6 protein-coding genes are annotated in these 14,076 nt (G+C 47.4%); 5 read left to right on the top strand and 1 reads right to left on the bottom strand.

Annotation, left to right across the window (positions count from 1 at the left end; genetic code table 11):
* The first annotated feature begins 485 nt into the window (after nucleotides 1-485).
* The 5 genes from NBH06_RS08985 (at nucleotide 486) to NBH06_RS09005 (ending at nucleotide 10,001) form a co-directional block, all read left to right on the top strand.
* Nucleotides 486-1,601, top strand: a complete 1,116-nt coding sequence (locus tag NBH06_RS08985; RefSeq protein ID WP_250793939.1) for a Fic family protein — start codon at nucleotides 486-488, stop codon at nucleotides 1,599-1,601.
* A gap of 209 nt (nucleotides 1,602-1,810) precedes the next feature.
* A complete protein-coding gene (locus NBH06_RS08990) occupies nucleotides 1,811-2,767 on the top strand; it encodes an NAD-dependent epimerase/dehydratase family protein (RefSeq protein WP_250793941.1) in 957 nt (318 codons plus the stop codon).
* A gap of 6 nt (nucleotides 2,768-2,773) precedes the next feature.
* Nucleotides 2,774-3,967 (top strand): glycine C-acetyltransferase, encoded by a 1,194-nt coding sequence (gene kbl / locus NBH06_RS08995; protein ID WP_250793943.1) that lies wholly within the window; start codon nucleotides 2,774-2,776, stop codon nucleotides 3,965-3,967.
* A gap of 893 nt (nucleotides 3,968-4,860) precedes the next feature.
* A complete protein-coding gene (locus NBH06_RS09000; protein ID WP_250793945.1) occupies nucleotides 4,861-8,313 on the top strand; it encodes a tetratricopeptide repeat protein in 3,453 nt (1,150 codons plus the stop codon).
* 113 nt (nucleotides 8,314-8,426) lie between these two features.
* Nucleotides 8,427-10,001, top strand: a complete 1,575-nt coding sequence (locus NBH06_RS09005; RefSeq protein ID WP_250793948.1) for an ADP-ribosylglycohydrolase family protein — start codon at nucleotides 8,427-8,429, stop codon at nucleotides 9,999-10,001.
* A gap of 383 nt (nucleotides 10,002-10,384) precedes the next feature.
* On the opposite strand, the gene NBH06_RS09010 is transcribed toward NBH06_RS09005, so the two are convergent.
* Nucleotides 10,385-13,831 (bottom strand): exo-alpha-sialidase, encoded by a 3,447-nt coding sequence (locus NBH06_RS09010; RefSeq protein WP_250793950.1) that lies wholly within the window; start codon nucleotides 13,829-13,831, stop codon nucleotides 10,385-10,387.
* Between the last annotated feature and the right edge of the window lie 245 nt (nucleotides 13,832-14,076).

Raw genomic sequence — 14,076 nt, forward strand, 5'->3', positions numbered from 1 at the left:
CTACGGGGAGCTGCGTTAGCTATATAGAGAAGAGGGGTAAAATAGTCCCTCCCTCTGCTCATCGCAAATGAATAGAGTGTTACTTTAAACTCCTCCTCTGTGTGGCGAAGTCATATAGGGGAGGTGGCACGCAGTGACGGAGGGGTTAAACAATACAATCGAACAACCTTTCTAACCCCTCTCCTCAGAAACTACCGTTCCTTCGGTCTCTCCCCTATATTTTGCGGAGCAAAACACAGGGGAGAAAGAGCAATACCAACAGTAGGAACAAAATTGAGTACTCCCCTCTCTCCCGGCCGCTTCCCGTAGCATTACGGGGTATCGCATTGTAATAGGGAAGTGCCCACAAGGCGAGGGGGTTGAAAAGATTTTATAATCTTTGATGGAGGGGGTAGAGGTATAAAAGGACAATCTCCACTAATTATCGACTGAGTCTTGCTTTCTCGTCTCGATCCTACTATATTTGCATAAAATATAGATATATTATGAATATCATTCAAAAAATCAAGTTGAATAATCCAGAAAAAGAAAACCTGCAAAAAACTCTATATGAAATAGATACTCTATCAAAAAGATGGACGGGAATTCAAAAATCGGGAGAATCGGGCCCCGAAGCGATACAAAAGAATATAGAAACGACTATTTCGGCTTCACTCTCCCTCGAAAACATACCTTACACAGCTCTGCAAATCCAAAAGATAATAGAGAGACAAAAAGCTACCAACGACAAAAAACAGAGCCTTATTATAGGATACGATACCGTACTGAGGGCACTTTATACCCACCCTCACAACTATCCGCTTCTCGAAGACACTATCGTCACGATACATGCGGCCCTGTTTCCCAACGGGAAAATACATTCGAACGATGAACCGGCCGGTAAACCCAGCGTCGTCAATTTCCTCGACTACAAAGCGCCTACTCTATTCAGCCGTAACCAAGCGGTATCGGTCAATAACGAAATACGGGATTTGGTCGAATGGACCAACGACGAATTAAGTAAACACGAACATCACGCACTCGTTGTCATCGCAGCTTTTGCCTACGAATTTATTTCCATACACCCGTTCCGGGAAGGCAAAGGAGAACTATCGCGCATTCTTTCCACCTTGCTGTTACTGCAAAACGGATACGAATGGGCCAAATTCGAATCTATCGATAATCTCATCGAGAAACGTCGGACAGAATATTACGGAACCTTGAAAGAGGGTCAGCAAAATCGCTACTCATCTCGCGAGGATATCTCGGCATGGATTCTATTCTTGTGCGATATATGGCTTCAATCCATACGAAACCTCGTCCCCACCCCATTAACCGAGACGACACCCACACTCGATTCGACGGATATTCCCCTACGAAACAAGAATATAACGTCACGCTCTGCCGAACCGGGCAACCCGCCCGTCTATCTGAACGCCCGGCAAAAACGGATATTGTCTTTCATGGAAGACGAAGGCCCGGTAAAAGTAGGCGACATCGCACAAGCCCTCAAACCCGTGTCCATCAACACGATAAAAAAAGATTTGCTCTATCTGCGGCAACAAAATTTCGTCGAAATTCACGGAGTACTGAAAGGTTCCATATATACGTTGAAAAAATAAAACTTTAAAAAGGTGAAAAATTAAACCGTTTCTCCATAACAATCGGGGCAAAAAATATATATATTTGCACAGTATGTGAAGGGTCGGTCATAGTAGAGCTCAATCGCAAGATTTTGTTCACTATATACAGCTTTCCCCGAAACAAAAACAACCTTAACGATCCATTAACACACATCAACCCGATTATCTAAAAAGGAAACAAAAAGACAATGAAAAAAATTCTTGTAATCGGAGCGACCGGGCAAATCGGTTCGGCATTAATGACAAAACTCCGCAAAGAGTATGGCAACGACAACGTCGTAGCGGGATATATCGAGGGCGTGCCTCTAAGCGATGAGTTGAAAAACGGCGGCCCTTTGGAAATTGCCGATGTAACCAATGCCCAACAAATCGCAGCCATCATCGACAAATATAAAATCGACTCGATATACAACTTAGCAGCCATATTGTCGGCACAAGCCGAAAAGCGTCCGTTATTGGCATGGAATATCCAGATAGGAGGAGTACTCAACCTTCTCGAAATATCGAGAGAAAAAGGTTGCTCGCTCTTTACCCCCAGTTCCATAGGTGCATTCGGCGACTCGTCGCCCAAAATGAAGACTCCGCAAGAAACCATACAACGGCCGCGTACCATCTACGGAGTGAGCAAGGTATCGTGCGAATTGCTGAGTGATTATTATTTCTATCGCTATGGGGTAGATACCCGGTCGGTAAGGTTTCCGGGACTCATTTCGTACGAGACATTGCCGGGAGGCGGTACGACCGACTATGCCGTAGAAATATACTACGCCGCCGTCAAGGGCGAGAAGTTCGAGATTCCGGTCAAGGCGGGGACATTCATGGATATGATGTACATGCCCGATGCCCTGAAAGCGATGGTGATGCTGATGGAGGCCGACCCGTCCAGACTGAAACACCGCAACTCGTTCAACATCGCATCGATGAGCTTCGATCCCGAAATTATCTACAACGAAATCAAGAAATTCTATCCCGATTTCGTAGCCGAATACCGTATCGACCCCGTGCGGCAACAAATAGCCGATTCGTGGCCCGATATGCTCGACGATTCGTGCGCCCGTGCCGAATGGGACTGGAAACCCGACTACGACCTCGAATCGATGTCGGTAGACATGATCGACCACTTGAAAAAGAAACTCCTTAAATAAATGCCTATGTTCACACAAATGAAAGATCATCTGGCAAAGCAGCTTGCCGAGATAAAAGCAAACGGACTGTATAAAGTAGAGCGTACGATTATCACGCCGCAAAGTTCTGCCATTCGAATAGCCGAACGTAGCGGAAAAGTGTTGAATTTCTGTGCCAACAATTACCTCGGACTATCCGATAATCCCCGGCTTATCTCCGCCGCGAAAAAAGCGATGGATTCCCACGGATTCGGCATGTCGTCGGTACGGTTCATTTGCGGGGCGCAAGACCTGCACCGCGAACTCGAAAAAGCGATTGCCCGCTATTTCCATACCGAGGACACGATTCTCTATGCAGCTTGTTTCGATGCCAACGGAGGCGTATTCGAACCCTTGTTCACCGAAGAGGATGCCATCATCTCGGATGCGCTCAACCATGCATCGATCATAGACGGTGTACGCCTTTGCAAAGCCAAACGTTATCGCTACGCCAATGCCGACATGGAAGAACTCGAACGGTGCTTGCAGGAAGCACAGGCTCAACGATTCCGTATCATCGTCACCGACGGAGTATTCTCGATGGACGGTAATGTGGCTCCGATGGACAAGATTTGCGACTTGGCCGAAAAATACAATGCTTTGGTCATGGTCGACGAATGTCACTCGGCAGGAGTCGTAGGCCCCAAAGGACGAGGGGTAAGCGAACTGTACAACCTGTACGAGCGTATCGACATTCACACCGGGACATTGGGAAAAGCTTTCGGAGGCGCTATCGGCGGATTCACTACCGGACGCAAAGAGATTATCGACATGCTGCGTCAGCGGTCGAGACCCTACCTTTTCTCCAACTCGCTCCCTCCCGCCGTAGTAGGAGCAGGAATAGAAGTATTCAAAATGCTCGACGAAAGCGACGAACTCCATACCCGCTTAATGGAGAATGTCACCTATTTTCGAGACAAGATGCTCGCAGCAGGCTTCGACATCAAGCCTACCCAATCGGCCATTTGTGCAGTCATGCTGTATGATGCCAAACTATCGCAATCGTTCGCCGCACAAATGCTCGACGAAGGCATTTATGTAACGGGGTTCTATTATCCTGTCGTTCCTCAGGGCCAAGCCCGCATACGGGTACAACTTTCGGCCGCTCACAAGAAGGAAGAACTCGACGCTTGTATCAAGGCATTCATTAAAGTCGGGAAAAATCTGGGAGTCCTCAAATAAAATTACGATTCCTCATACAGAGACAAAGGTCGTTTCCAATGTTGGAAATGACCTTTGTCATTCGTAAATCGTGCCAACGGTCAATCTAATAAATTCATGGGGTAGAAATGAATTTCAGCGATGTATTTCTTGTCGACAAACACATTCCTATCTCCTCGGTGAACGGTAAAAAAGTAGCTGAATAGCTTTTGATAAAAATCAACCCCTCCGCCACTTCGTGTCACCTCCCCTATATTTTGCGTTGCAAAACACAGGGGAGGATGGTATTCCATTTCTCACTATCGTTTACAGTGCCGGAATGTAACTATATCAGAATCCCAAAGGAAGGGTGCGGCACATTGCTTATCAACCTCTACAAATTAATTTGCTATGCAGCAAATTGAAACTGCCCCCCCCTTCTCCCTTGCCGTGTCCCGTAGCATTGCGGGGTATGGCGCTAGCCAATAGGGGAGATGACACGAAGTGGCGGAGGGGTTGAAAACGACATCTCATCAATCTGTTCATATCAGATATTTACCCCCTCCTCGCCCTATGGGCACTCCCCCTATCTCATCTGCGATGAGCAGGGGGAGAGGATTAAAAGTGCTGCTCCGAACCTTATTCCCTCCGGCGCTTTGTGGGTATCTCCCTTCTCTCCTATGTTGCTTCGCAACATAGGAGAGACACCGAAGAAACAATCGTTTCTGAGAAGAGGGATTAGAAGTATGAAAAGACAGTCTCCTCTGATTTCTTATTGATCCGATATCCCACTAATTATCGACTGAGCAAATTTAATCGCATAACGCCTTGTTTTTTAACAAAATTCAGCTATATTTGTAAATACGAACTACATACGGGACTGAACATATACAAGCGATCGAACGCTTATCGACTGTATCAAGATAAATCGAACCATGAAAACAAACCGAGTCATCAAAATTTTTCTGGCCTCCTCCGAGGAGTTAGAGGCCGATCGTTATCGTTTCGGGAACCTCATTAGAAAACTGGACAACATTTATGAGAAACGAGGCATACGCATCGAATTATTCGAATGGGAAGACTATGATGCCGCCTACAACGGCATGCGCAAGCAAGACGAATACAACGAACGAGTGAGAGCGAGCGACATGTTTCTGGCGCTATTTTATAAAAAAGCGGGGAAATTTACCATCGAGGAGTTCAACATCGCCCGAAAAGCATTCGACGAGCAGGCTTCTCCCAAGATATATACCTATATAAAAGACCTCGAAGCAGGCGAAAGCGAAAGTCGGGACCTGGCAGAGTTCAAACGACTCATGCTCGAAGAGCTGGGACACTATTGGTGTCGATACAGCAACTTCGACACCATGCAACTGCATTTTGTCCTACAATTGCAAATGGTAGAGGCCACCACCCCGATAAAGGTGGAGGTAAAAGAGTCGCAGGTGAAAATAGGAGACAGTACGATCGCCGACTTGAACAATGTGCCTTTTACCTCGGAGAATACCACATACAGAGAACTGCAATCACGGAAGGAACAACTCGATAGGGAAATCGGTAATGCCGAGTCCGGCGGCCGGAGAGGTTTCTTCGGGCAACGTTCCCGTACGACCGACGAAGAACTCGCTAATCTGAGGGAAGAACGCGAGAGTGTAACCAAACAGATAGAGCGACAAGAAAAGGCACTCGTAGACACGGCAATGTCTATCGCCCGCATGCAGGGCGGTGAATGCAGCCCCCGTATGAGAACAGCCGCCGAACTGTTTGAAAAAGGAGAAATCGGAAAAGCGGAAGCCGTTCTCAAAGAAGACGATATGGAAGCCGATGCCACGAACGCAAAATTGAAATTCGATACAGCAGCGCAGCCAACCGCCGAACTCACCCGAAACATAGAACGATGTGCGGGAGAATACATGCTTAAAGCTCGTATCGTCGTCAGTGGAATAGCCGACGAATCGAGATACCGACAAGCGGTAAAACTCATGTCGACGGCGATAGACCTTGTTTCGGGACGACTGCCCGAAGAAACATTGGCAGAATACCTGTTCGACTATGCTGTACTGCTTACAGATACAGGTCAACAAACAAAAGCCCTCGAAACATGGGAACGGCTGTCGGGCATATACGAACGTTTATACCGCAAAGCACCTCAGAAGTATGCCTACGGTTACGCCGGCGTATTAAACAATATGGCCGTACTTTACAGCGATAAGGGCGATTTCGACCACTGCCTATCCAAATACTTGAAAGCCATAGATATTTATGATTGGCTCGACCGGGAAGAACCGGGTATATATGACGACGATATAGCCCGTCTCAAAAATAACCTCGGAACACTTTACTCCGACCGGGACGAATATAACAAAGCCTTATCGGAGTTCAACGAGGCTGCACGCATACGATTCGAGCTCCTCGCCAAAGACAATGACCCCGATTCCCGATCGGCTCTGGCCGACATTTATTGCAATATGGCTACGGCATTGCAATTTTCGGACCACTCCCAAGAAGCCCTGCGATACATAGCCCAAGCGCACGCCATACTCGATGAGTTGGACAAAGAGTTTCCGAGAATATACGAGTACAAACTGTACTCGATTTTAAATCGGGAAGGCTCGATTTATACACGGCTCGACCAACTCGACAAGGCGGAAGAATCCTTGCAAAAATCCCTACAATTGGCTGCGAATCTCGCCTCCCGCATGCCATTGGCTCATAGTGCCGACTTGGCCACGGCAAAGATGGAAATGAGCGGGCTGAACTATGTGCTCGGCAAAAACGAAGAGGCAAGGAAGGGATTCCGCCAAGCATTGGACATATTCAGACGATTGCAAACGAAAGAACCGGTCTACGACCACCCAATCGCCACCGTTCTCCAAAACTTGGGTGTCATCTGCCGCCACGAGGAGAAATACGACGACGCGGAAAAGTTCCTCAAAGAGGCACTGGATATTCGCGAAAGGCAACACGCACAAGCCCCATACTCCTTCACCGCCGACCACGCCAAAGTCTGCCGGGACTTCGGAGATTTGCTGGTCGATATGGGAGAAAACGACCGGGCCGGCGAGATGTTCGAGAAAGCGGTAACGCTATATACAAATGCCGCCGAAAAAAGCGGACATCTAAAAGTATCCATCGCCGATTCGATTTATGCATGGGCAGATACTCGACTCGACTCCGAGGAATACGACCGGGCCGAATCCCTGTTCAAACAAGCATTGAGCATATACAGCAGGCTCACCGACAACAAAACGAGCTACGACATGGCACGAACATGGAGCCGCATGGGCGATCTCTATATGCTTTGGGAAAAACCCCAAGCCGTGCCTTCTTATGAAAAAGCACTATCGATGTTCAGGGAACTGCACACCCCAGACTCCGACTATCGAGAAGAGGTGGCCCACATAACCAACTGTATGGCACTAATTTCCAGCGCAAACGAAGAGTATGATCGAGCAAGTGAGCTATACGAAGAGTGTATATCGATTTACGAATCTCTCTGTAACGACGGGCACGACAATCGATCCGACTTAGCAGAAGCCTATTGCAGTCTGGGCGAAACCCATTGCAATCTGGAAGCAGCCGAACCCGCCCGCGAATGTTTCGAAAAATCGTTGAAACTTTATCGAGAAATAAATGCCTGCCCGGTTCCCCTGCATATCGACAAAATGGCAGTCGTATTGAAGAAACTCGGTATCGTACTTTACGTATGCGAAGAATACGACACAGCCATTACGCTCTATCTCGAAGCCTACGAATTACTAAACGCCATCTACCGGAAAACAGGAGAATGCGGCGAAGAATTAGGTTCGGTAGCGCTATGCCTTTCGGAAACATTCGCAGATACCGGAAAAGCCCGAAAGGCGAGAAAGTACTACGACATCGCTTTGAAATTCGGAGCTATCGAAGAAGATGAGGAGGAGGATTACAACGATGACGAAGATGAGGAAGACGAAAGCGATGAAGACATGGAGGAAGATGATGAAGACGGCGAGTGTGAAGAAAGCAATGAGACAGACGAAGCTCGAACGATAGAAGACATAAGAATCGCCAAGAAAAACGCCCATCGTTTTAAAACGGCATCGGACTATCTGGAAGCCGCAAAATGCTATACTGACAAGGGGGACTTGCAGAAAGCGAAAGAGTTATATATCGATGCAATAGACATCTGCGAAAAATACCTCGTCGGAGGATTTACCGAAGACACCTATCGGGTAAAAGCAGAATGTTGCAGGAATTTCGCCGATATAATCAAGGAAGAAGGACACCTTGAAAATGCTATGGCTTTCTATCAAGAGGCTCTGCGTATCTATAAAATACTGAAATTCTATTCACCGGACTATGAACAAGCCCTATCCGAAGTAGAAAGGCGCATAAAAATTTTCACATAAAAGAGACTACCTATCATATAAAAAGTTAAAAAATGATATATATTTCAATCTTGACTATCCTTTTAACAAACCTTTCTGTCTCTTTATCATAAACTTTTAACACATTAAAATTTATGATGAATACCATGAAAAAAGGATTGGGGTTACTCATGCCTCTTTTCCTAATGGCGTGCAGCCAACAAGCTACGATCAGCAAAGACACTCTGAAAGACAAAATCGCCGGTGGGTGGGCAGGTAAAATGATAGGAGTATCCTACGGACTCCCTACCGAATTCAAAGCATTGGGCAAGATGTATGAAGATTCTATCCCTTGGACTCCCGTCCGAGTAAAAGATGCTTTGTGGGAAGACGACTTGTATGTACAGCTAACTTTGATGGACGTAATGGACAAACACGGTATGCAAGCCGAACAAAAAAAATACCAAGAGGCTTTGGCAACAGCCGGATTCAGACTGTGGCACGCCAATGTACAGACCCGCAAAAATTATTTCGACAGCATATTTCCGCCCCAATCGGGACAGCCCGAATTCAACCTCCATGCCGATGACATAGACTTTCAAATCGAAGCCGACTATATCGGGTTCATGTGTCCCGGAATGCCGCAGACAGCCAACAAAATGGCCGATTATATGGGTCATATCATGAACTACGGCGACGGTGTGTATGGCGGTGCATTCGTAGCCTCGCTGTATAGTGAAGCCTATTTGCAGAACGATATCCGGTCTATCATCGAAAAAGCATTGCTCTCTTTACCGGCCGAAAGCGGCTATCGCAGAATCATTGAAGATGTCATCGCTTTTCACCAAGAAAATCCCGATGACTGGACTAAGTGCTGGCAAATGTTAGAAAACAAGTGGGCTCGCGCGAACATTTGCAACCCCGGCACGAAATACAATATCGATGCCAAACTGAACGGAGCCTACATCGTTATAGGATTGCTCTATGGAGAAGGAGATATAAACAAGACATTGGAAATATCCACCCGCTGCGGACAAGACTCCGACTGCAACCCGTCCAACGCTTTGGCTGTTTTGGGTATCATCAAAGGATTCAGCGCATTCCCCCAAGAGTATAGAGAAGCCATCGAAAAAATCGGAGACAAACCGTTCGTTCACACCAACTACTCTTTCAACAAAGCGGTGGAACGCACTGCGGATTATGCCGAAAAAATCATTGTGGAAAATGGCGGTAAAGTAACCGAAGACAGTTACTCCATCGTACTGCAAGAACCGGTTGCCCTTCCTATGGAAGATGCGTTCCCCAACTTGGTATACAGCAAACGCGCAGCCATCGTCGATGCCGACAAAGACAGTTGCTGGACTTTGAAAGGGAATTGGCAGGATGCCGAAAACGGTTATGTGAAATACAGCGAACAAGCCGGCGATGAAATAATGTTCACTTTCGAAGGAACAGGAGCTTCTATCGAAGGCTGGTGGGTTAAAAACGGAGGCAAAGCCGACGTATATGTCGATGGTATATTCAAACGCACGATAGACTGCTTTTACTACTATGCCAAACAAGAACACCGCAACATAAACATCTTCCACATCTTGAACTTGGAAGAAGGGAAACACACCATTAACATAGTAGTCAAAGGAGAAAAGAGAGAGGAATCGGAAGGCTGTGCAATAGGTGTCCGTGGCGCCGTCGTTTATAAAAACGGTACAAAGTCATACGATGCCATATAGAAAGCCCTACATTCATTCTTATCGGCAGTAAATCTCAATAAATGTATTCCCCTATATTTTGCGATGCAAAATATAGGGGAGAAGGGTGAATACCTTCAATAACAGGAACAGGGTAGTGTATCTCCCTCACTCACTACGTGACACCTCCCCTATTGGTTAACACCACACTCCGTAATGCTACGGGACACAGCAAAGGAGGAGGGTAAAATATTCAAAGTAACATTTCACGACACCTTTCGAAGCCCCACATTCCACAGGGCGATGAAATAAAGAGTGATGCCCCGTAGGACGAAACGGGCGGGACATCGTGAAAAAATGACAAAGCCCGGCAGGAAAAATTTCCTGCCGGGCTTCGTTCATAAGGGAAGTTTTCCCCCTGTGTCTTATTTCTTAATGAATTTCACTACTTCCTCGGCTTCTGCGGTCGTTACCTTGACGAGATAGCAACCCTTTGCCAAGTCGGCCACGTCGACCACCGTCTCTGTCGCCGTTCTCACCGGTTTTCCCGTGAGGTTGTATATGCAGAGTTCAAACTCGCCTTCCGTCACGCCCTCCACATGGAGAACACCGTTAGCATAGCGGGCAGATATAGCCTCTCGGTCGTTCTCTGCTATGCCGGTTCCCGGATCGTACGTGAAATAGGCCTCGAACGTGTAGTTGCCCACGAACTGTTCGACCGGCATCGTGTAACTGTTGTTTTCGTCCAAAGTCAACTCCATGATCGCACCAAAACTTGTGGGACCATACATCACCTTTTCCACAGTGTAGTCTTCGGCAGGTGAGAAGGTGATTTTAAATGACTTGTCCGCTCTCAGAGATGCTCCGCTCTGGTAAGTTTCGGTTCCTTCGAGGTTGGATAAGGTGATAGTTCCTTCGCCTTGCTTAACCGAATAGGTGATGATATGCGTCACAACGGGAATCTCGGCAAATGAAACGGCTATCTCCGTATTTCCCGTCACCGTATAGGTATCTCCGCTCGTGAAGGCGCTGCCGTTGACGGTGAGCGATTTCAGCCGGTATCCTTGGGCCGGTTCGGCGGTGATGGTCAATTCCGAATTTTCTTCCACCGTGTTTGCTCCGGGCACAAGGGCTGCGCTGCCGTTCATCACGGTCAGCGTACCGTTCTCTACCGTCTCCGGCAAGGTCACCGTGTAGGTGGCCGGACGTTCCACGATACGCAAAGTGAAATCGACGATGTTGCCGCCGTTGCCGGTAAGGGTATTGGGGATTTCATCGGGATGCCCACAAGGATCCAAGTGACACCAGTCTATTTTCAAACGCACGCGGTATTCGCCGGGAGCAAGACTCTCGGGCAATGTGAAGGAGGGAACATCGTCCAGTCTGCTGTCATGCTTCGTGCTCTCGCCCTTACTGTTCTTACCCCACTGAGAGCCACTCGGGCTATAAAACGTATAGGAGACCAGCTCGCCGTCGGCCGTGGGATAGTCGTCGCTCCCCAAAGTATAAGAGAACGTGTAGTCCTTGTCGTAGTCGATGTAGAGGTAGCCGTGCATCCATTCTCCTGCCCAATTAACGACAGGCTGTATCTCCTCTCCGGCATATGCTTCGAACACATTGTCGGTCTTGTCTACATAAACCGCTTGTCTTGTCGTGGAATATACCGATACCGAGAAAGGAGAAGTTCCTCCGTTCATAGTGATACTGCGGACATACCGCTGGTCATGTGACGAGTTCCCTTCGTACGTGCAGTATGCCGGTACGGCCTCTTCGAATTCGGCGGTAACCGTAGTCTCTTGTGTCAACGTAAAGGTGTTTACATTAGTTTCCAATGCCACATCGTTCACCCGAATTTCTTTCAGCTGGTATCCGTCGGCAGGTTCTGCCACGACAGTCAACCTCGTATTTTCGGGTATTCCGGTTCCGCTAACCACCTCGGTGGAACCGTTCATCACTTTCAATGTCCCTTGCTCGGGGTCGGGAGCAGCGATTGTCACGGTATAAAGCGTACTGTAATTGGGGAAATTCACCAATGTACCCGTATGTCCGTGACCTGAGATATCGGAAACTTCCACCCCCGAAATATCGGTAAAGTCATAAGCAGCCACCAAGCCATCGGTCGTTCCGTCTACCGTAGCGTCCATATCGGCTTTAATTTCGTCCAAAGTCAACGCTTTGTTATAGAAACGCAGGTCGTCCATCTCGCCATTCATAAAATAGGCGGGAACAGATGCCGAACCGTCGCTGTTCGAATATCCGGCTCCGACCAAAACATCGAAGTTATTTTCCAGAGACTTAGATTGAAAATCGGCGTGTAGAGGTTTCGATTCACCCAATACACCATCTACATAAATATTCGTCGTATTTTCGTTCCAGTCGAAAACCCAAGTCAAGTGCACCCATTGATTTTCAGTGAACGTGACACCTGTACCGTTACCTTTACCGCCCCACGGCGAACCGGCAGGGGAAAGGTTGGTAGAGAATCGTGTACTGGCATTCATATCGCCCCACATTTCCCAACCGACAGTACCGCTATTGGCCGTTCCCGTATAAGAACGTTTCGACACAAAACGGCAAGAACTACCCGAGAAAGGCATTTTCACCTTGCAAGTAACCGTGTAGGATTCACCGATAGCAACATTAAAATCATCGGCAGAGGGAATACGCATATAGCGATCCGTACCGTTCAGTTGCAATGTACCTTCCGAAACCACAGGAGGCTCGGTAACATCGGAAGTGAGCCAATCCATCGTGAATCGATAGAACACGAGTTGGAACCCGTCTTCACCCGGGAGATTACTATCCCATTTACCCTCTTCGACCAAAGCGCCTATTGTCCCATCGGACAAAACCGTTAAAGAAGAATAGGCAGAATAACCGTCTACCAAACGTTTCTTTATCGGCCAAGTCTCACCATCGTCTTCACTCAGATAAATCGTGACATTCTCACGGGTTGTCGTACTTTCCGGAAGAGAGTGCAACAAACGGCTCTTTCCTTCCGATCCTTCGTCGGTAGAATAGGAGTAACGAATGATATCGCCGTTACAAGCCGGGTCTTTCAATTCAGTCTCGAAATAGGCTTTGCCCCAAGTCTGCCCCCGGTCGGCGGATTTACAAAAAATGCGGTTGCCCTTACTTGGATTGCGGATGCTCATTAAAATATCCCCGTCTTCAAGTTCCACCACTTTGGCCTCGTCTCCCGCAGTCGTAGCCGCATTGGTCGACAAAGTCCAATTATCGCCTCCGTCATCGGAATAGATAGCATAATTATGAAGAGGGACTCCGGTGGCAGAAGTGGCACGAATCGCCAAAACAAACATCAAACGGCCATCTTTCAAGCATAAGCCGTGACCCGATCCGGCAAAACCGGCATACCAACTGCTATGGTTAGCATACACCTGATCGGTAATAGCTACCGGCTCGCTCCAAGAAACACCGTTATCGGTACTCTTAGAGACATAGATTCCTTGTCGGTTATATGGCGTTGCATTCCATAGACCTTGATCCCCCACGAACATACAAATCAAATTTCCCGTCTTTTTATCGAGTACCACAGCCGGGTCGCCATATGTTTTACCGTTACCACCCTGAGCAACGACAACCGGCTCCGACCAATTTTTACCGTTATCGGTACTTCTTCTCGACATAATGGAAATCGTATTGGGCAGGTCTCCCAAACTGCTGCCTCGTTTGTCCACCACAGCGACCAACGAATTGTCGGCAGCAGTCACCAAAGCCGGAATACGCCAATATTGGGAATCATAGTCTCCCATATTAAACAAGACGGTCCGCTCGGGAGCGTCCGACGCCCACGTCCAAGAAGCGCTTATGCACATCAAGAACAGCAACAAAAACTGTACACTTTTTCTCATGATAATTTTTAATTGTTTTGTTAATTATTGACTCACCGGCAAAATCCATTCGATATCGACACGATTCTACCGGAGAACCTTTTATTTTTAATCATTCAGTTTCACCGAATAAAGAAGAGATAATAACTCACGAAATTCTCAGAGACGCCAGAAGACACCATACAATACAAAAATTTATAGAAACGAACCCCTTACTTTCATACATACTGTGCCTTTCGCGGTATTTGAATTTTTTAGAAATCAAT

It is taken from the genome of Barnesiella sp. B2-R-119, from assembly GCF_023656675.1.
Classification (GTDB): Bacteria; Bacteroidota; Bacteroidia; order Bacteroidales; family Barnesiellaceae; genus Barnesiella; species Barnesiella intestinihominis.

What these genes read in the sequence shown, in the direction of transcription:
- NBH06_RS09010 (WP_250793950.1), bottom strand. Translation starts at nt 13,831, where the DNA reads ATGAGAAAAAGTGTACAGTTTTTGTTGCTGTTCTTGATGTGCATAAGC.
- NBH06_RS09005 (WP_250793948.1), top strand. Translation starts at nt 8,427, where the DNA reads ATGATGAATACCATGAAAAAAGGATTGGGGTTACTCATGCCTCTTTTC.
- kbl (WP_250793943.1), top strand. Translation starts at nt 2,774, where the DNA reads ATGTTCACACAAATGAAAGATCATCTGGCAAAGCAGCTTGCCGAGATA.
- NBH06_RS09000 (WP_250793945.1), top strand. Translation starts at nt 4,861, where the DNA reads ATGAAAACAAACCGAGTCATCAAAATTTTTCTGGCCTCCTCCGAGGAG.
- NBH06_RS08990 (WP_250793941.1), top strand. Translation starts at nt 1,811, where the DNA reads ATGAAAAAAATTCTTGTAATCGGAGCGACCGGGCAAATCGGTTCGGCA.
- NBH06_RS08985 (WP_250793939.1), top strand. Translation starts at nt 486, where the DNA reads ATGAATATCATTCAAAAAATCAAGTTGAATAATCCAGAAAAAGAAAAC.